Origin of the sequence: Anabaena sp. CCY 9613 (assembly GCF_963920895.1) — a bacterium.
Classification (GTDB): domain Bacteria; phylum Cyanobacteriota; class Cyanobacteriia; order Cyanobacteriales; family Nostocaceae; genus Cyanocohniella.
This window is the reverse complement of the sequence record NZ_CAWUDE010000007.1, coordinates 185,114-204,067: the sequence shown is the minus strand read 5'-3', so window position 1 is coordinate 204,067 and position 18,954 is coordinate 185,114. Positions and strand designations below refer to the sequence as shown.

Annotated in this window: 17 protein-coding genes and 1 pseudogene; 14 read left to right on the top strand and 4 right to left on the bottom strand. The window is 39.3% G+C overall.

Translation table 11 applies throughout. The annotated features are described in order from the left end of the window. Positions 1–12 precede the first annotated feature (12 nt). The 7 genes from ACM0OT_RS10965 (at position 13) to ACM0OT_RS10935 (ending at position 7,004) form a co-directional block, all read left to right on the top strand. The gene (locus tag ACM0OT_RS10965) at positions 13–279 is read left to right on the top strand and encodes a CTB family bacteriocin (RefSeq protein WP_414564381.1); all 267 of its coding nucleotides are present in this window, start codon (positions 13–15) and stop codon (positions 277–279) included. Between the two features lie 348 nt (positions 280–627). After that, positions 628–2,289: an HlyD family efflux transporter periplasmic adaptor subunit gene (locus ACM0OT_RS10960; protein ID WP_414564380.1), complete on the top strand. Its 1,662-nt coding sequence runs from the start codon at positions 628–630 to the stop codon at positions 2,287–2,289. An 86-nt stretch (positions 2,290–2,375) separates the two neighbouring features. Further along, entirely contained in the window at positions 2,376–4,544 is a 2,169-nt protein-coding gene (locus ACM0OT_RS10955; protein ID WP_414564379.1) for a peptidase domain-containing ABC transporter, read from the top strand. Positions 4,545–4,573: 29 nt separating this feature from the next. Next, positions 4,574–4,906: a hypothetical protein gene (locus ACM0OT_RS10950; protein ID WP_414564378.1), complete on the top strand. Its 333-nt coding sequence runs from the start codon at positions 4,574–4,576 to the stop codon at positions 4,904–4,906. A 296-nt stretch (positions 4,907–5,202) separates the two neighbouring features. Then, positions 5,203–5,421, top strand: coding sequence for a hypothetical protein (locus tag ACM0OT_RS10945; protein ID WP_414564377.1), 219 nt, complete (start codon positions 5,203–5,205; stop codon positions 5,419–5,421). 331 nt (positions 5,422–5,752) lie between these two features. Continuing rightward, on the top strand, positions 5,753–5,977 hold the full coding sequence (locus ACM0OT_RS10940; protein ID WP_414564376.1) for a hypothetical protein: 225 nt from the start codon (positions 5,753–5,755) through the stop codon (positions 5,975–5,977). A gap of 838 nt (positions 5,978–6,815) precedes the next feature. After that, on the top strand, positions 6,816–7,004 hold the full coding sequence (locus ACM0OT_RS10935; protein WP_414564375.1) for a hypothetical protein: 189 nt from the start codon (positions 6,816–6,818) through the stop codon (positions 7,002–7,004). A 159-nt stretch (positions 7,005–7,163) separates the two neighbouring features. Here ACM0OT_RS10935 and ACM0OT_RS10930 read toward each other — a convergent pair whose 3' ends face one another. Next, a complete protein-coding gene (locus tag ACM0OT_RS10930) occupies positions 7,164–8,057 on the bottom strand; it encodes an alpha/beta fold hydrolase (protein ID WP_414564374.1) in 894 nt (297 codons plus the stop codon). 371 nt (positions 8,058–8,428) lie between these two features. Between ACM0OT_RS10930 and ACM0OT_RS10925 the strand changes: the two genes are divergently transcribed. Next, positions 8,429–8,668: a hypothetical protein gene (locus tag ACM0OT_RS10925; RefSeq protein ID WP_414542911.1), complete on the top strand. Its 240-nt coding sequence runs from the start codon at positions 8,429–8,431 to the stop codon at positions 8,666–8,668. A 65-nt stretch (positions 8,669–8,733) separates the two neighbouring features. Here the strand turns inward: ACM0OT_RS10925 and ACM0OT_RS10920 are convergent, their stop codons facing one another. Next, the gene (locus ACM0OT_RS10920) at positions 8,734–9,462 is read right to left on the bottom strand and encodes a GDYXXLXY domain-containing protein (protein WP_414564373.1); all 729 of its coding nucleotides are present in this window, start codon (positions 9,460–9,462) and stop codon (positions 8,734–8,736) included. 227 nt (positions 9,463–9,689) lie between these two features. Then, a complete protein-coding gene (locus tag ACM0OT_RS10915) occupies positions 9,690–11,114 on the bottom strand; it encodes a DUF2157 domain-containing protein (RefSeq protein WP_414564372.1) in 1,425 nt (474 codons plus the stop codon). Positions 11,115–11,234: 120 nt separating this feature from the next. Between ACM0OT_RS10915 and ACM0OT_RS10910 the strand changes: the two genes are divergently transcribed. Beyond that, positions 11,235–12,248: an RsmB/NOP family class I SAM-dependent RNA methyltransferase gene (locus ACM0OT_RS10910; RefSeq protein WP_414564371.1), complete on the top strand. Its 1,014-nt coding sequence runs from the start codon at positions 11,235–11,237 to the stop codon at positions 12,246–12,248. 210 nt (positions 12,249–12,458) lie between these two features. Here ACM0OT_RS10910 and ACM0OT_RS10905 read toward each other — a convergent pair whose 3' ends face one another. Further along, complete coding sequence (locus ACM0OT_RS10905) at positions 12,459–13,718, bottom strand: nucleotidyltransferase family protein (RefSeq protein WP_414564370.1); 1,260 nt, start codon at positions 13,716–13,718, stop codon at positions 12,459–12,461. 134 nt (positions 13,719–13,852) lie between these two features. Here ACM0OT_RS10905 and ACM0OT_RS10900 point away from each other — a divergent pair. The 5 genes and pseudogenes from ACM0OT_RS10900 to ACM0OT_RS10880 all read left to right on the top strand — a co-directional run bounded on the left by ACM0OT_RS10900 (position 13,853) and on the right by ACM0OT_RS10880 (position 18,580). Further along, a pseudogene (locus tag ACM0OT_RS10900) lies at positions 13,853–14,908 on the top strand (IS630 family transposase). Positions 14,909–15,614: 706 nt separating this feature from the next. Further along, entirely contained in the window at positions 15,615–15,929 is a 315-nt protein-coding gene (locus ACM0OT_RS10895; RefSeq protein ID WP_414564369.1) for a PqqD family peptide modification chaperone, read from the top strand. Then, a complete protein-coding gene (locus tag ACM0OT_RS10890; RefSeq protein WP_414564368.1) occupies positions 15,913–16,356 on the top strand; it encodes a lasso peptide biosynthesis B2 protein in 444 nt (147 codons plus the stop codon). The genes ACM0OT_RS10895 and ACM0OT_RS10890 overlap by 17 nt, the downstream gene beginning before the upstream one ends. A 28-nt stretch (positions 16,357–16,384) precedes the next feature. Then, entirely contained in the window at positions 16,385–18,271 is a 1,887-nt protein-coding gene (locus ACM0OT_RS10885; RefSeq protein ID WP_414564367.1) for a lasso peptide isopeptide bond-forming cyclase, read from the top strand. A 129-nt stretch (positions 18,272–18,400) separates the two neighbouring features. Next, positions 18,401–18,580 carry a hypothetical protein gene (locus tag ACM0OT_RS10880; protein WP_414564366.1) on the top strand — a complete coding sequence of 60 codons (180 nt, stop codon included), beginning with the start codon at positions 18,401–18,403 and terminating at the stop codon, positions 18,578–18,580. The last annotated feature ends 374 nt before the right edge of the window (positions 18,581–18,954 follow it).

Genomic DNA, 18,954 nt, shown 5'->3' with positions numbered 1-18,954 from the left:
AGGCTAACAATCATGTCACATCAAATAATTACATTGGATTGGTTTGTCGAGTTAGAATTATCCACTAGACAGCAGCAGCTATTAGTTGGTGGTGCTAATTCTCACCGGAGTAATAATAATTTCACTCAAGGAATAGCAGCAACAAAAAAGACAAACAATAGTAGTCCCGAAGGAAATACTAGCGAATCTAATAGTCAAATTTCTGATGTAAATTCTGGGGCAACAGTGTTTTTATCTCGTGATGCGACAGAAATTCCTTTGCTTTCCAGCCTGGAATAACTAACATGCGATTTGTCAATGAAAAGGGGAGAGAGGAGTTAATTACAACTCACTCAACGTAAGTGAGGTCTTTGAGAGAGTTTGAGCTTACTCCTTTCTCGTTCCCCATCTCTAATTATAAAACATCATAAACCATGATGTGGGCTAACTTTAGCATCATAAACTACCATTTCACCTTTTATTCAGAAACAAAGCGATCGCTATGAATATTACTGACCATATTTATTCTGAATCAATGAGCTAAATACTTCTATTTACGAGCAAATTCTGAAAAATTGATCACACCAAGCAAAAATCTGGGTTTCACCACATTTTAATTATTTTCATTTAACACCAAGGTGTATTACCGTGAACTTCTTACCCCACCCAGAAAACCATTCGTGGCATAATTTCAATGAGCCTACGGCAGAAGAACTGCATCTAGTGGAGGCTAACGAGTTTTTGCCCCGTCTGAGTAAATGGACAAATATCGGAGCCTTATTTCTGCTGACTATATTTATAACCGGGGCTGGTCTGACATCTATTTTGAATTACAAAGTTACAGTTAAAGCACCAGCAAGTATCCGACCAAAAGGGGAACTGCGGGTTGTGCAATCTGCGGTGGTGGGAACCGTGCAAAAAATTACCGTGCGCGAAAATCAAGTGGTGAATCAAGGAGATCCGATTGCTTACGTTGATGATTCCCGACTCCAGACACAAAAAAGCCAACTAGAAAACAGTATTCAGCAGACTCAATTACAACTGAATCAAATTGATGCTCAATTCAGTGAAATTGGCAATCAAATTTTGGCGCAAAGAACCTTAGTTAACCGGACAATAATTGCGGCTCAAGCCGAACTGACTGCGACTGAGCGCCAATATGAAGATCAGCGAATTACAACTACAGCTGATCTGACACAAGCAGAAGCCGCCTGGAAGTTAGCGAAAGTACAACGCGATCGCTTGCAGCAAAATAATTTATTAACTGCAACTGTACAAGAAGCTGAATTAGCTTTGAATTTAGCCAAGGCCCAACGCGATCGCTTGCAGCAGGATAATTTGATAGCTGCGACTGTACAAGAAGCTGAAGTAGGTTTGAATTTAGCCAAGATACAACATGATCGATTACAGTCAGTAATGGCATCGGGAGCAATTTCCCGCAATCTATTTGAGGAAAAAAAACAAGCCGTTAAGTCTGCTCAAGCCAAGCTAGAACAAGCCAAAGCTAATGCGAAAAACTTAATGGAAGAAAGAGAACAAGCCGTTAAGTCTGCTCAAGCCAAGCTAGAACAAGCCAAAGCTAATGCCAAAGACTTAATGGAGGAAAAAGAACAAGCCTTACAAGTGGCGCAAATCAACCGAGAAAAAGCTAAAACCACTATCAATCCTAGTCAGGCTGCTGTCACCGTAGCATCTGAACGAATTAAGCAGGAACAAGCAAGTGGAGAAGCTACCTTAGCCAGTTTGAATCGAGAACGAGAAACCCTACTTCAGCAGCGTCTAGAACTGCAAAAGCAACTGAATCAGGCGCGCAAAGAACTACAACAGGTAGAAACTGACCTACATCAGAGTGTGATTCGCGCACCAATTACAGGTACTGTGTTGCAATTAAATCTGCGTAATCCTGGGCAAGTAGTGCAAAGTACTCAACCCATTGCTCAAATTGCCCCTTTCAATGCGCCATTACTGATTAGAACTTTTGTCCAAGCTCAAGATATCGACAAAGTAAAACCTGGTCAAAAAGTGCAAATGCAGGTTTCCGCTTGCCCTTATCCAGAATATGGTACTCTCCACGGGACAGTGAGAACCATTGCCCCAGATGCCTTACCAGTGGGTAACAATAGCGCCGAGCAAAAAACTACTCAGGTTGCCTATGAAGCAATTATTGAGCCAAAAACCACATATGTAGGTAGAGGCGATCGTCAATGTCATCTCAAAGCTGGTATGGAAGGTAGAGCTGATATTATTTCCCGTCAAGAAACGGTACTTCAATTCATTCTCCGCAAAGCTAGATTGCTTGTAGATGTTTAACTTTTAGGACTAGGGGCTAGGGATTAGGGACTGGGGACTGGGGACTGGGGACTACGAATTAAGAACATTTATCAGGTCTGGTGTCCATGTTTGGTCTATTCAAACCTCTTAATAATTACCCGTGCGTTTTACAGTTAAGTGAAGAAGACTGTGGTGCAGCCTGTCTAGCTTCAATCTGCAAACATTATGGACGGTTTTTAAGTATCAATCGCAGTCGAGAAGCAGTAGGAACTGGACAACTAGGAACAACTTTATTAGGTCTAAAACGTGGTTGTGAGAATCTGGGTTTTAGTGCCAGAGCAGTGAAAGCTTCGCCAGAAATCATAGACAGAATCAAAGAAGTACAGTTGCCAGCTATCATCCATTGGCAAGGCTATCATTGGGTGGTTTTATATAACCAACGAGGCAAAAAGTACGCCATTGCTGATCCGTCGGTGGGCATCCGTTATGTTACCCGCGACGAATTAACAGCTGCTTGGAATGGGGTGATGCTGTTACTGGAACCCGATCCAGAGCGCTTTTTTGATCAGCCCCAAGATAAACCAATGGGTGGTTTGGGACGCTTTATTAAGCGTATTCTGCCTTATCGTGGTTTACTAACTCAGGTTTTATTGATCAACATTGTCTTGGGTATACTCGCTTTGGGTACTCCCGTTTTAATTCAACTGCTGACAGATGATGTTCTGATTCGGGGAGATACTCAGTTACTAACTGTTGTGGTGGCAGCAGTTGTGGTAATGACTGTATTCGGCGGTACTCTACAATTCTTGCAATCTACGATGATTGCTCACTTTAGTCAAAGGCTGCAATTAGGATTAGTTTTGGAGTTTGGGCGAAAAATTCTCCAGTTGCCTTTAAATTACTATGAAGCCCGTCGTAGTGGTGAAATTACTAGTCGATTACGAGATATTAATGATATTAACCAGTTAGTATCGCAGATAGTAATTCTTTTACCTAGCCAGTTTTTTATTGCAGTGGTTTCTTTTTGCTTAATGTTGTTTTATAGCTGGCAGTTAACACTAGCAGTGATATTTTTTGGTGCTTTAATGACTTTATCCACCTTGCCTTTTTTGCCTATCCTCCAACAAAAAACCCGCAATCTTTTAGTTTTAGGAGCAGAAAATCAAGGCGTATTAGTGGAAACATTTAAGGGGGCACAAGTACTAAAAACTACAAATGCTGCACCTCAATTCTGGGAAGAATTTCAAAGTCGTTTTGGTCGCCTGGCTAATTTGACATTTAGTACTGTGCAAATCGGAATTATTAACAGTACTCTGGCAAGACTATTTTCGACAATAGGTGGTGTGGCTTTATTAGGACTAGGTAGTATTTTAGTAATTCGGGGCCAATTAACCATTGGTCAAATGCTGGCTTTTAATGCTTTGCAAATTAATGTTCTGAATTTGGTTAATTCAGTAGTTGGTTTAGTTGACGACTATTTTCGTTCTCAAACAGCCATTTCTCGCCTCTTAGAAGTAATCGATGCGACACCAGAAGTTGTGGGAGGTAGCCAAAAGCCTGTAGCGCAAATATCGGGGAGTGCAGATATTCATTGTTCCCACATGACATTTCATCATGCCGGTAGAATTGACTTACTAGAAGACTTTTCGATTAAGCTTCCCGGTGGACAGGCGATCGCTTTGATTGGTAAATCTGGTTGTGGCAAAAGTACTTTAGCCAAGCTGATAGCAGGCTTATATCAACCGACTTCTGGCAATATCCGCATTGGTTTGTATAATCTCCAAGATTTGGCCCTTGATTGTCTCAGACAACAAGTGGTGTATGTACCCCAAGAACCTCATTTCTGGAGTCGCTCAATTTTAGAGAATTTCCGCCTAGGAATGCCTCATATCCCCTTTGAGGAAATTGTCCACGCTTGCCATATCGCTGATGCAGACAGCTTTATTAGCCAATTACCCAATAAGTACCAAACGGTATTGGGCGAATTTGGGGCCAATCTTTCTGGTGGACAAAGACAACGATTAGCGATCGCAAGAGGCATTCTCACTAATCCACCTGTACTAATTTTAGACGAAGCCACCGCAGGGCTAGACCCAGTTAGTGAAGCTAGCGTCTTAGATCAGATATTAGAATATCGCAAAGGCAAAACTACAATCCTCATAACTCACCGTCCTAGTGTCATCCATCGAGCTGATTGGATTGTGATGTTAGAAAAAGGACAAGTTCAATTACAAGGGACTCAAGATACTTTTATATCGCATCAAGGAGAGCATTTAAAATTTTTAGCATTATGAAATTATTTTCGGTGTGATTAGGTGATGTCATGTCTAAAAATAACATTTACCATGATTCAGATTTCTTGCCATGTTTGTCTGAAGAAGAACAAGAAACTTTAGCTGGTGGACAGAGTATGAATGTATTGGGTAGCGCTGACTTTTTTTTGCAAAAAACTGACATTCAAACTGAAGCGGAGAATAACGTAAATCTTGCAGGTGGTGAATCTGGATCACAAACTACTAGATACAATTTATCACAGGTGACTATGGCATCTTCCATAACATTTGGCATTCCCAACTTTAGTGACACTAGTAATCGAGTTAATAACTTTGTTACTAATGTTTTGAGAGGATTATTTTCCCAAAATATTAATTCATGATTTTTAGATAATTTTTTTGGATTTTCACCAAGATGCTCATTTACATTAATCGAGATAAATGAGCAAAATAGGTTTCCGTACGAATTCAATATTAATAAAGTTAGGGAGTCACGATTGATGGCTCTCTATCGTGCTGAAAATGTTGAAAAATATATATAAAATATTATTATAAATCAAAAGAAATAGATCGTTTCTGTTATTTTCTATCTTGAGAGTAATTTAAATTATCAGAGAATAATTAATAATTAAAGCATAGGTAATTACACACCTATGTAAATAAGTGAGGTCAAGTATTTATGTTAAAACAAATCATCGCATCGGATTTACTAGAAGATTTATCCGCAGAAGAACAAGAACTTCTTTCTGGTGGACAAAATGAAATGGATGTGGAAAATGGGGAAGATGATGATGAGCTAAGTACAGAGTTTCCCTCAGGCGATCGCGTTCGTCGTTATCCCATCCGGCTTACTGGAATACTTGAAGTAGTTAAGCCAAAAAAAGATAAAGAAGACTAGTCACCTAGGTTAATATTTGCAAATTTTGGAGTGAGGAAAATAGCCATATAATTTTCTCCTAAATAAACCTTTTGTTAGGAGAATAGTGGCAGTTTCATTCTGTCTTTTCGAGGTATTAAAATACTAACTTAGAGAGAAAATAGAAACTACCAATATATGGCTACCATAAAAATACTTATCCTACACACTTTAATGCAAATAGTTGTGACTACTTAGCGACCACATTATTTACGGTATAACTGGAAGCCTTAGCCGTAAAACTGCACCTATTTAAGTTTTTTTCTAGCATAGGTGTTTTCTCATTTTATGTACGACATTGAGGCAATAAATTATGTCATCTTATATCATCAAATCCGATTTATTTGCGGAGTTATCCGCAGAAGAACAACAGAATTTATCTGGTGGAAGATTCTGGGGTGGTAAACCTCGACCTGATATTACCGTTGATGGTACCCTGACCGATTCTAGTGGTAACAGTTTCCCAGTTCGCATTTTAGGCTTCATTGCAGGACAACGTAGCAGAAGACCACAACCATACTCTTTTAATCGTTACTAAGAACATAGGCAAAGAATAGTCTTAGCGGTTGTTTAGTAATTATTCTACTAAACATTAAAGCCCTAGAAACATTATCATCTCATTCTTGCTTTATTAGACAAGAGTTAGAGCCAAAGCCTCTCTTCTACTAGGCTACGGTGTACACACCAGTCGTATCAAGTTGCCTAACAGCGTTTGTACCCCCCTAACCCTCTAAGCCCCTTTGGGGATGCGCCTTCGGCGTAGAAAAAGGGGGGAAAATTTCTTAAAGTCCCCCTTGATAAACGTGAGTTCGACGGAACCTAACCCCAACCCCTTCCCTACGAGGAAAGGGGCAAAAAATCTACAGTTTGGTACGAAAAAATAGTGTTTTTAAGCCTCTCCCCGCGTCGGGGAATGGAAGCGGGTTTTTTAAAGCCATCGAACTCACGTTGATAAGGGGAGCCACTGCTTTGGACAGGTTTCCCGACTTGTAGCAAGTGGCGTGGATTTGGGGTGATCAATCCAAATTTTGCACCGAGTACAGAGATGTGTGTACACGGTAGCTTCTACTAGGAGAGAGCTTTTTTTGCCTCTTACAATCTATTTGATGAGCTTGTTTTGAAATCACAGAAAATCAATAGATAAAAATATCAAATTATATTTACAGATGTTTTTCTTTAATAACAGCAACTTTAACTTGAATTAAATTTCAATTGATCATGAGTCAAAAGATAGAAATGTGGTTTATTTATTTATAGCTTTGGGATAATTTAATCTCCGGTAAATATGTTTAGAAATAAAAGTATAGGTAATACACACCCATATTCCTTTTTGCCTAAGTGTGTATGACTCACAAATAAAATTGAGGTGAAAAATTATGTCAAATCAAGTCATCCAATCTGATTCATTGGTGGATTTATCTACAGAAGAGCAAGAGAATGTGTCCGGAGGATATGGCTACTGGGGTGGTTACCGTGGTGGTGGTTACCGCAGAAGACCTTTCTGGCGTGGCGGCTTCTATGGCGGCAGACGCTTCCACGGTGGTTACCGCCGTGGTTGGTGGTAAATCAGCTAAGTCTACTTAATTCCATAGCTTCACCGTTAGCCACAAATCACAAGGTAACAAGAGCATATCAACTTTTTTTGGCACCTTAAAAGGTGCAGTTACAGTTACAAAACCTGATACAACAGGTTTTAAGGAACGAAGCCTCAACGGCTTCGTTTTTTAACTTGCTATCTCCCAAATCCAATCTTGTAAAATAGGATTGACTAATTCAGGTGCTTCATCTTGAGGGCAATGTCCCACGCCTTCTAAGGGAATGAATTTTAGCACTTGTGGGTAGTTGGCTAACTCTCTACCTAAGCTTATTGGTTCCCAAGGATCAGCTGTTCCCCATAAAATAATTGCCGGACAAGATAATAAAGGTAACAAATCCTCTGGTAATGGGCCTGTAGAATAAGCAGTAAAAGCGAGAAACACAGCTACAGCGCCTGGGTCTTTTGCCGGTGCGGTGAGAATATCCACTAACTCATCTGTTACTATCTCTGCATTCGCGTAGGCTTGCAGCAAAATCTTTCTGACTGTTTTCGGTTTAGCAACTTGATTGAAAAAAAAGTTACCCACTGGTTTGATAGATAATATTCGTTGGAGAATGGGCGCTCCGAAGCGACGAGACCATGGTAGTGTAGCCCGTTTGCGATCGTGTAACAACCGTAAGGAGCAGTTGAGTAAAGCCACTCCTAAAGCTATATCCGGGTTGCTCACTGCTGCTTGCATAACCACAATACAGCCAATGGAATTTCCTACTAAATAAGCAGGCCCACCCACTACTTCACGGCAAAAATCTGCTAACTGCTGTCCCCAATTTTCTAGTGTGTAAGCAATTTTTTCCCCCGGTTGAGGTTTAGCTGAAGCACCAAAGCCAATCAAATCAATAGCAAAGATACGACAATTTTCTGCTAAAACGGGGATATTTTTGCGCCAGTGCCACCAAGAAGCGCCAAAGCCATGTACTAAAACCACCGCAGGGCCATTATTTCCTTGACTCTGATAGCAAATGGGGAAGCCTTGCCACATCCAAGTTTTACTTGGGGTAAAAGTGTTTGTAGATGTCGTCATTGTTAATTATGTATATAAGGTTGGACTAAAAATTTATTACGAGACTTTACATTCCTTAATGTTAACGCGGTCTGGAACTAGTTATTACATGAACCTGATAACCGCTGGTTAGTACTTTAGGGAACAAGTCTTACCCTGACATCTTCTGTCAGTTTAGCCATTGCACTGCCAAAATAAACAGCTATCATTGCCAAATAATAAGGGCATACTTCTGTTATCTTTACTATTGAAGGCTCTCAAAAGCTATCCTCACCTCTGGAAAAAGGTTGATAATAAGTAGACAATCAATTTAACCAGCTGACATTAGCAGCATCAATGTGTACAGTAGTTGAAAGTCAAATAACTATTTTTTGTATTTAACGCATCCATCTATGGATAGAAAAACTAAACGCCTGTTACTGCTAGTTGTTTCCTGTAGTTTAACTGGTGTACTTCTCGGAGGTACATCAAGTTGGGCAGAAAGCAATATTTGCTTGCAATCTGATGAGGTTACAAGCGATTGTGTGACCAAAGATCCTGTACAAAAGACTGTACAAGGAATGAGTACTGGTTTATTAGCAGGGGCGGGCGCGGCTTGCTGTGTCGCCTGGAATGCACGTCACGAAAATTAAACAAATACATTTATTCCCACAAGCGGGCTACATTCAAACTGAGAGCTTGTGGGAATTTCTGTCTATTAAAAACGATAATTGCGATCGCGTACCCACAAACTCACCGGTACAGCGTTACCTTGAGGATCTACTCTGACTCTGACGGTAATGGGTCTAATTTGTCTACCTCTTGATCCTCTGATTTGCTGGGCAGATTCAAAGATATCGTTACTAATTTGCTGGCGTTCTTGTTCTGGTAGATAGTATGTTTCTACTCCATAAGTGATGGCATTATTTTGATACACACCCCTTAAGGCTACTTGATTACTAGGAAGAGACTGGGGTAAAGTACTATTTACTCGTACTGGTCTCCAAGCTCTAGGAACACCACCTTCTGAGAATTGTTGCTCTTGCAAAATCACGTACAAGTTGGTTCCTGGTAGTAATTGTCTATTTCTCCCTTGATTTCTCCTCAGTAAATCATCCCAACCGGGAAGCCTTCGCAAATTGTCCACACGAGATATGTTGTAATCCAGGTTGAGGGAAAAGTCTTGCACCACATTGTTAGGATTTTGAGGCAAGGTTTGCAAAATTACATCCCTACCGGCAATGTTGGTGTACATGGCTTGAGTGGGAACCGCCAAGATGATGCCTGTTTGAATTAATAGGGGAACTAATAGCCGCCAAATAGGTAGAGGCTTGTTCGCTTTTTGTTCAGTAGCAATCAAGTAATCTCGAAAAGTCAGCTTCTCTGAAAACTCGACTTCCGGAGGCAATGTTTTCTTTTTACTCGATTCAGAGGGATCACTTCTCATGAGCGTAGTCCTAAAATGAGGGGGTATTTTTCAAGATGTTGTCTGGGATTTCCAGAATTAGGACTGACGCAGAGATCCTCTAAACAGGATGAAGCAACGAGATTTTACAACCTAGTACAGTACGGCGTAAATATGGATAGCCTTTTAAACAGTTAAAAAGCCCAAAATAAAAGCTTTCTGACTTTTGGCTTCCGCGCAGCTGTACTAATACCGCTACAAAAAAGAAATTACGAATTACGAGATCCGGCAGGTAAGCGACGTTCAAACCACAGTCCAGCGCTAATTAATGCCGAACCGCAAAGAAAAAAGACCAAGGACTGAAAAAGGATATCAGTGTCGTATTCTATCACGCGGCTAATAATTTGCAGTGTTAGTAATAGCATACCTCCCCAAAAGGTGCGTCTGTCGTTTAATTTAATTCCTTCGCGAATTAATCCCGCAGCTAAAAACGCCAACAATACATTGAACATGAAACTGCCTAGTTCATCAATGCGGGTAATAGCTAGATGCCAGAAAGGTGTAATGATGATGAAAGCCAAAAACGTAGTCACAACTGCAATAGTGAAAATTACTTCCCGGCGAGGTGGGTTATTTCTCAACCGCAGCAGTGACAACCATTGTAATACTGCTAAACCACTCAAAATCCCTAAATCAATTACGGGCAGAGACATAAACAGGTTGCTTCTGTTTGTGGGTAGGAAAGAATTGAAACTTGGGGCTACCCATTGCCAACGAAAAGACAAGGCATAAAAAACAAGTCCGAAAAATATCAAAGCTAAGTTACGGGCTAGGGGTTGAAATAGCCTGTAATTTACTGTGGGAAAAAGCAGATCATCATAACTCCAGAATAATGCAGGTGGCAATGCTAAAGCAAAAGATGCCACCCAAGGAGCCATATCAGAGAAATTCAGCAGTGGTAGCGGATTGAGATTTAACTGCAATGTCACAGCAAAAACTACGGCTGCTAAGACAAATATCCAGCGTGAGCGACAAAAATATGCTAAGGGTACAAATAGCAACCATGACAATAAAGGCATATGTCGAACTGCCAACCGTACCCAATTCCAGTCGCTAGATGCATACCACAAGTCTCCTCTTCCTGTCCAATAACCAATTTGGATCAGGACAATGGCCATAATTCCCAGGGAATTTAAGGACAGAAAGTAAGCCATGACCAAAACACCAAATCCCCAAGCAAAAAACAGTTCGGGTATAGAACCGTTAATGTTGAAAATTTGTGCCATCAGCACTATATTTGTGCCAAAGATAAAAGCGCTGAGAATTAGCAATCCTTCTCCGAGTATGCGTCTGCCTTGTTGCTGTTTATTTCTTTCATTGTTGCTTTGTTTAACTGGTATCCATGTATAAAAACCAGTGATACTAGTTGACAGAAACAAACTCATCATGAGGATAAATTTGACTTCCCGTGACCAAACTTGCCAGTTGGCTGCAACAAAGGTAATTACACCTAGAAACAACAGGATACCACCTATAGATATCACCATCATGCCAAAGCGATCGCGTGCAGCAGCTTCCAAGTTATTAAATCGATAACGTTCTGCTAAGTCTTGGTACTGTGACGAACTAATCAATCCTTCATCTCGCCACAATTGTGCTTCTCGGCGTAATTTTTGCTGAAAATCATCTAACATTTATGACCATCTCCGGTGCAGTGGGTTAGCTTGGCAATCATTATTTAGAATGGGGTCATTATGTTTTCAGTATGCAGCCAATACCCTAGATAGCATTGTTCTTCTGTAACATTTTTACTAATGGAAAAACCATCAAATTTATTACTTAAACTCTCACGACGTTTGTTTGAAAACCCAGATAATCAAGAAAAATTCATCAATTCGTTAATTCATCCCCAATCTTTTGCATCTGCTATTATTTGGTGCCAAGACAAACCAGATATTTTGCCTTTTATGGCAGAAAAAACAACAATTTGGCAACCACAATTTGTAGACCGTTTAAGCATAGGCGAAAAACCCGGAAAAAATATCTTGCATGATCAAGGTTATTTCTATTGTTTAGATTTTTCTTCTGTTTTTGCAGCTTCGATTTTGTTAGCAATTCCTCAAGCTGTGCGGGTAGTTTTTGACATGTGTGCTTCCCCTGGTGGTAAAAGTATTTTCGCCTGGAAGGCTTTCCAGCCTGATTTACTAGTTAGTAATGAGGTGATTGGTAAGCGATTGGGGATGCTTATTTCTAATTTAAAGCGTTGTCAGATTAATCCTTGTACTGTGGTTAATCGAGATTCTAGTATTTTTGCTGAAAAAATACCATTGTCTAGTGATTTAGTCATGGTAGATGCGCCTTGTACTGGACAATCTTTACTGGCTAAGGGTGAAAAAGCACCTGGATGTTTTCATCCAACTGCTATTAATAAAAGTGCCAATCGGCAAAAAAGAATTATTGCTAATTCGGCTCAATTGGTGGCACCACAGGGTTACTTAGCTTATATGACTTGTACTTATTCCCCTGAAGAAAATGAGCAGATTTGTGAATGGTTTTTGTCAAGGTTTCCTCAATTCCGGGCCGTAGATGTGAGTTATTTAGAGAAGTATCAATCACATTTAAGTAATATTCCTTGTTATCGCCTGTTTCCTCAAGATCGGTTGGGTGCTGGTGCGTTTACAGTGCTATTTCAAAATACTGCTGAGGGGGAGAGGAATGAGTTAGATTTTGATACTTTGTCTGGGGTGTGGAAAAATACAAACTATAGAAACATAGAGGACAAAAAGGACACATATGACATTGCAGAAAAAATCACAGTAGAAACTTGAAAAATAGCTCATTTTTATCTCTTACTCTCTGCGCCTCTGGGTGAGATAAATTTATACTAATAATTGTACTGAAGTTAAAACTTGAATTACATTATTAAAATATACTTACTGGAGTTTAGACTAGTCTAAACTCCAGTAGTGACTCGATCATAAGTTTAAGTTAATGACCTTCGTTATCAGGAAAATCCTTAGCGAATAAGGCTTTTAAGCTTAACCCGATTTTCTGTTCTGATGATACTCATACCCCCATTCCAGAAAGCGTTTTAAGGGTGTTAACCCAAATATACCCAGTAATCGAACTGGGCGGACTAAATAATATAAACCAGAAAGCCAACTTGGTAGTGTCAAAAATACATAGTCTTTATCTTTTGGTGTCAGCGCAAATCGGAAAATAAACAGACACAATAAAACTCTCTGCCGGAAATTTTCCATAATTCGGAAATGAAAGGTTAAACGCCAAGACCAAAAAGACCTTTCAAAAACATCCGGGGATTCGTCAATTTGACTAAAAAGCCTTTCTTTAACTTCTGTGGCGAGTGAGTTGATAATTGGTGTTTTGTGAATTGCTTGCTCAATTTCTTCTGGCAGATTGGATGCTTGTATATCTTGTGCCAAAAATAACCCAAGTAATAACATTCGCTCACAATCTTGCTTTTTAGCCCGTTCTAAAATTGTTAGCCATTGCATTTGTGGATTAGCTTGAATCAATTGAGAAATATCACAAATCCAAGATAATCTTTGCCATAAATCCTTACATCCATGTACACACAAATACAAGACGGCATCTTCTGGAGATAGTTCAAGTATCTTTGTACCTGCCAGGGATACAGGCTGGAGACGTTTCCACAAACTATCAAAATCCGGCTTAAAAGGAAAGTAAGTTGGTGTTATTTCCCAATGCAAGTCTATACATACATTACCATCATTGCTTAAAAAGCTGTATTGGCAAAATACTTGTTGTAGTTCATTTTGTGTATCTGTTAAACATTCCTCTTGCTGGTATTGTTCAAAAATTAGTAATTCTTTGACTTTGGGAATATCATGCTTTTTCACTAAAATGTCTAAGTCGCTAAATTTCCGCAATGAAAGATTACCATAAGCTGACGTTGCTAAGACTGGCCCTTTAAATGGTATAACTGGTATGCCGTTAGATCCTAGTAAATGCAGGATATTAATCAGTTTATGAGACAAAAATAGGTTATTAAATGTGGTTTTTTGCCAATCGATATATAAATTATTAAGAATATTTTGAGGAACTTCATCTGGACAAGTATTTTTCAAACTCCAGTAAAGAAGTGGCTGAACTTTATGCCAATTTGCAATTTTGAGCAGGTAATTCCAGTCAATTTCTGCTTTTAATAATTCTCTAATTTTTGCTGCTGTTTCGGTGGAAATGTCCGTTCTAGCACAACAGAGCAATAATTCTATTTCTTTTGGTGTTTGGGCAGATATTTGGAGTGATGAGATCATTTTGTTGTCTCAAGATAAAAAATGTGCTTGTAGCTATCTTGTATGATTCTATAACTAAGTAGAGCGAGGTGAAAAAACCAAACTATGTAAAGATAAGTAAATACGTACAATGTGTCTACAAAGGTAACAGCGATATGGGCAATCGTTTAAGGGTATTTCTGACTAGAGAGCAAGATAAAACTCTGTTGAACCTGAGAATGGCAGATGTACCCCAGAAGGTGAAAGATAGAGCCGAAGTAATTAGATTGAGCGCACATGGTTGGTATGTAGAGAAGATAGCAGCACACTTTAACTGGACTGCCCAAACAGTGAGAGAAGTGTTGCATAGATGGGAAAAGTTAGGCGATAAGGGGCTTTGGGAGAAAGCAGGGCGGGGAGGAAAATCAAGATGGGTGGAAGCTGACATGATTTTCGCGCGAAGAATGTTTGAAGAAAGAGCCACGTACATATAACAGTGTTCAGTTAGCTCAAAAATTAGAACAAGAACGCTCCGTGAAATTGAGTCCTGACTGGTTAAGACAGGTACTTAAAAAAAGGGGGTCATTTGGAAACGAACCAGAAAAAGCCATAAGGGGAAATAAGACCCGGTAGTACAGCAAATCAAACAGGCAGACTTAGAAATGCTGGAATTATCTGCTGCTGTTGGCGAAATTGATTTAAAGTATGTGGATGAATCAGGGTTTTGTGCTTGGAGTGAACCGAGTTACAGTTATTACTTTCGAGGACAGCAAAAACGCTTGGAGCAAAGTAAACGCAGGGGGCGAAGGTTAAGTATTATTGGGTTCCTTCAACCCCTAGTTAGTTTTGTGTACGGTTTGGTGATTGGCGGCGTTTCACGCAAATCCTATATCCAAATGATGGAGCTTGAAGCAGCAGAAGCCAAACAATCAGGACGCATCAGAGTCATCGTGCAGGACAACGGCCCGATACATCGCTGTAAAGAGGTTCAGCAATTATGGTCAAAGTGGGAAGACATGGGTTTGTACATCTTCTTTTTACCCAAATATTGTTCAGAAATGAATCCCATTGAATTAGAGTGGCAACACCTCAAAAAAGATGAACTTGCCTCGAAAACTTTTGATGACGAGTTAGACCTTGCCTATGCTGTCATTGATGGAGTTCAAAGAAGAGGTGAAAAGAGAAACTACAGTACACAACGTGTAAAATTCAACTCTCATTCTTCTGCTTAATATTTTGTTACATACTTATAAATTTTCACCACGACTTACTTAATATTTTTTCCAATCAATGAATTTTCGTATCGGCTCCGGTAAGTGTAGCCCCGCTCCTCCAGCGGCGTACCGGGTCGATTCACTATCATATTATTCTCTCACGAGAGTGATAAAAGATGATGGATGATGGAGTGTTGAGTATTATTTTAGACAATAGAGCCTAAAAAAATCACACTATTTACTTCTTTCGATACATTTATAAATCAGTATGCGTAATGCATGATATTAACATCATTTTTTGGCATAGTTTTAGAAAACCTATTGAACGAAATTGGCAGATTTGTTTACATTCATCACGTCTGAACGCTGGTAAATAGCTGTGCTTGCATCTTGCATCCGCTCAATCTCCCGCCAAGAAATTAATTTCTTAGAGAATAACCCAAGTCCACTAAAGTGGACTGAAATTTATGGCATCAAGAGAGTTTATTCCTCTTGAGAAGACTTTTGTCATTAACCATAACGTGAGTTTGACAAGTTGAAAAAACCTCACTTCCATTCCTCTCCCCTGCAAAGAGAGAGGCTGCAAAAGCTTAATTTATCGTTGAGCTTTCAAGATATTTAAGCCCCTCTCCGACACGGATACTGTTGGGGACTGTTGGGGAGAGGTCATCAAAAATAACGATTTTGATACTCACACCAGCCAAAATCAAATAGACATGAGCATATGAACTCCAACAAACTAAAACACAAAATCTCAGAATCCTCAATAGTAGTAGCTGTTCCTGAACAAATCTCTTCAGATATTGGCGATGAAGTAGTGATTCTCAACTTCAAGTCTGGAGTCTATCAAAGTCTGAATGAAGTAGGAGCAAGGATATGGACTTTGATTAAGGAACCAAAAACTGTAAAAGATATCAAGCAGACTCTTTTACAAGAGTATAAGGTGACACCTGAAGAATGCGATCGCGATTTAATGGAATTGCTGTTACAGCTACAAGCCGCACAGTTAATTGAGATTAGTCATGAAAAGACTATATAAGCTACTACGTTTGACGAAGAATTTACCACTGCTGTTAAGAACTTTTATCATCATGACCATGATCAGGCTAGGGCTGAAGCTATTAGCTTGGAGAAATTTGCATAAACTTGTAGGAAAAATTGTTTCTGCATCTCCCAATATTCCAAAACCTGATGAAATAGTTTGGCGTAGAGTGGTTTGGGCAGTGGAGATTGTTAGCCAATATATGATTCCCAAACCTACGTGTCTCGCACGTGCTTTAGTAACTCATATATTACTGGCACAACAGGGTTATAGAACTGATCTGCGTATTGGAGTTGCTAAAACTCAACAAGAAAAGTTTGAAGCTCATGCTTGGGTAGAAATTCAAGGTCAAGTAATCATCGGCAACTCTAGAAATTTGTCATACTTTATTCCGCTTCCGCCTTTATACCAAAAAGTAGTTTGAGTTTAATCTTTTAAACGGGTATCAACTTGTGAGTGCAATTTTTGGAGTTTACTATCTAGACGGACAGCAAATAGACTCAGCCACTTTGGCAAAGATGGCTCAAGTTTTAGCTCATCGTGGTTCTGATGGTGCAGACATATGGATGCAGGAGTCTGTGGGGATGGGACACAGGATGCTGTGGACAACTCCCGAATCTTTGTTAGAAAAATTACCTTTAGTTCATCGCCCAGGAAATTTAGTTATTACAGCCGATGCTCGCATTGATAATCGAGATGAACTCATTTCTGCATTGCAGTTGAACGATCAGCCATCGGCAACAATTACTGATAGTCAACTCATTTTATCTGCCTATGAAAAATGGGGAGAACATTGCCCGCAGAAGCTATTAGGCGATTTTGCTTTTGTCATTTGGGATCAGCGCCAGCAGATACTTTTCTGCGCCAGAGATCCAATGGGTATCAGACCTTTTTACTACTATCGTTCGAGCCAGATTTTTGCCTTCGCTTCCGAAATTAAAGCTCTGCTGTGCTTACCAGAAGTACCTCGCCGACTCAATGAACTCAGAGTAGGACAATACTTATCTAGAGTGTTTGAAGACCGGGAGATTACCTTTTATGAAGATATTCTCCGACTTCCAGCAGCCCATAGTCTGATTGTTGGTTATGAAACTAAGCAAACCCGGCGTTATTGGTCGTTAGATCCATCACAAGAACTGCGATTAAGTTCAAATCAAGAGTATGCCGAAGCCTATCGAGAAATTTTTACTAAAGCGATAAGTTGCCGACTACGCAGCGCCTTTCCTGTAGGCTCAATGTTGAGCGGGGGGCTAGATTCTTCCTCTATTACCTGTGTTGCTCGTGATATCCTGACGCAACAGAAGTATGAAAAATTACACTCTTTTTCTGCTATTTTTCCCAACTTACAAGCAGAATACTTACGGCTGATTGATGAACGATTTTATGTTGACTTAGTTGTAGCTCAGGAGGGGATTATACCTCACTATATTGAGGCGGATGGGATTAGTCCTTTAACAGACCATGACAAAATTTTTTGGTATATGGATGAAGGTTTCTGTGCCCCTAATCTATACCTCAATTGGATAATTTATCAAAAAGTCCGAGAAAATAATGTTCGTATTGTCTTAGATGGTATAGATGGTGATACGACTATTTCTCATGGTCAGTACTATCTAACAGATTTAATCCGCACATTCAAGTTTAAGAGGTTTTTGAAAGAAACTAAAGCTTACGCATCCAGATTTCACCAGCCTTGGACGCAAGTAATTTGGCGATGGGGATTGCAACCTTTAATACCTGAATTTATTGGACGAATGGTTGATAAACCAATCTGGGCTGAAAAAGCAATTAATCCTGCATTCGCCAAACAGATAAACTTATCAGCATATTTTCAGGAACAGAAAAAAAGTATTGATATACCTGTGACAGCTAGAGAAATACATTGGCATAGTATTAACTCTGGCTTAATTCAATATGGGCTAGAAATAGCTGATAAATTATCTAGTGCTTTTGCTGTTTCTTTGGCGTTTCCCTTCTGCGATCGCAGGTTGATGGAATTTTGTTTAGCTATACCTCCTGACCAAAAATGTTCCTCTGGATGGACTAGGCTAATTGCTCGTCGTGCTATGGCAGGAATTTTACCGCCTGAACTGCAAACAAGAATTTCTAAAGCCAATTTAGGTGCGAGTTTTAAACCTAAGCTGATCGAATTTGAACAGAAAGTTTTAGAGGGAGTAATTATTAAGCAACCTGAAATTATTGAAAAGTATGTAGATATTGCAGAATTACGATCTACCTATTTTCGCTATTTGTCTAACCCTATGCACGAACAAGATGCTATGACAGTTTACACAGCAATTAACTTAGCAATTTGGTTGCAAAACACAACTTTTTTATAACTACAAAATTCGTTAAAGATTAGATGAAGTTGTTGCTTATGCATAGAGGAAATTGGAATTTTCAGTAATACTAATGATGTAGGTTTTCCTACTAATTAATCATTCAAAAAACTCTAAGGAGAAACAAAAATGCAAACACAAAAAGCCTGGTCTAAACCCGAATTAAATGTATACGGTTCCGTAGAAGATATCACTGAACAAACATTTAGTAAGGATGCCGGAACTAGCGATTCCATTGTTTTTATTATTGGTGGAGTTACCACTACTATTACTGCTGGTGAACAAGGAACACTGGCTCAAATTAGTTAATGTTTTGGTAAGCAGCAAATGCCTTACATGGTGAGTCATTTTTAGTATTTAGAATAGTTCAATAAATACGGAATTTGACTAAAAATGCGGATAAATATAACGAGCTTTAGTTGCATAAAGGACATTAGAAAAAGCTAATCTCCTGCCCATTGCCCCCATAAATATAGACTATATATTTATGGAAATACCAAGTTCTCTATTAATAAAGAGGTAGCAAGCATTCACTTAAGCTTGTCACAGAGGCATGGGTAAAAGCTTGAAATGTTTATCCATCCAATTGAAATCGCTATAGCTAAGAGTTGAGGTCAAAAAATAAGTTTATTTATCAATATAGACTTAATAATTTTGTTTACTCAACTCTAGCTATTTTTTCA

Bases quoted from the DNA above. Each gene is read 5' to 3' on its own strand.
- ACM0OT_RS10895 (WP_414564369.1), top strand. From the start codon at position 15,615: ATGAACTCCAACAAACTAAAACACAAAATCTCAGAATCCTCAATAGTA.
- ACM0OT_RS10915 (WP_414564372.1), bottom strand. From the start codon at position 11,114: ATGTTAGATGATTTTCAGCAAAAATTACGCCGAGAAGCACAATTGTGG.
- ACM0OT_RS10910 (WP_414564371.1), top strand. From the start codon at position 11,235: ATGGAAAAACCATCAAATTTATTACTTAAACTCTCACGACGTTTGTTT.
- ACM0OT_RS10965 (WP_414564381.1), top strand. From the start codon at position 13: ATGTCACATCAAATAATTACATTGGATTGGTTTGTCGAGTTAGAATTA.
- ACM0OT_RS10925 (WP_414542911.1), top strand. From the start codon at position 8,429: ATGGATAGAAAAACTAAACGCCTGTTACTGCTAGTTGTTTCCTGTAGT.
- ACM0OT_RS10890 (WP_414564368.1), top strand. From the start codon at position 15,913: ATGAAAAGACTATATAAGCTACTACGTTTGACGAAGAATTTACCACTG.
- ACM0OT_RS10950 (WP_414564378.1), top strand. From the start codon at position 4,574: ATGTCTAAAAATAACATTTACCATGATTCAGATTTCTTGCCATGTTTG.
- ACM0OT_RS10945 (WP_414564377.1), top strand. From the start codon at position 5,203: ATGTTAAAACAAATCATCGCATCGGATTTACTAGAAGATTTATCCGCA.
- ACM0OT_RS10880 (WP_414564366.1), top strand. From the start codon at position 18,401: ATGCAAACACAAAAAGCCTGGTCTAAACCCGAATTAAATGTATACGGT.
- ACM0OT_RS10920 (WP_414564373.1), bottom strand. From the start codon at position 9,462: ATGAGAAGTGATCCCTCTGAATCGAGTAAAAAGAAAACATTGCCTCCG.
- ACM0OT_RS10940 (WP_414564376.1), top strand. From the start codon at position 5,753: ATGTCATCTTATATCATCAAATCCGATTTATTTGCGGAGTTATCCGCA.
- ACM0OT_RS10935 (WP_414564375.1), top strand. From the start codon at position 6,816: ATGTCAAATCAAGTCATCCAATCTGATTCATTGGTGGATTTATCTACA.
- ACM0OT_RS10930 (WP_414564374.1), bottom strand. From the start codon at position 8,057: ATGACGACATCTACAAACACTTTTACCCCAAGTAAAACTTGGATGTGG.
- ACM0OT_RS10955 (WP_414564379.1), top strand. From the start codon at position 2,376: ATGTTTGGTCTATTCAAACCTCTTAATAATTACCCGTGCGTTTTACAG.
- ACM0OT_RS10905 (WP_414564370.1), bottom strand. From the start codon at position 13,718: ATGATCTCATCACTCCAAATATCTGCCCAAACACCAAAAGAAATAGAA.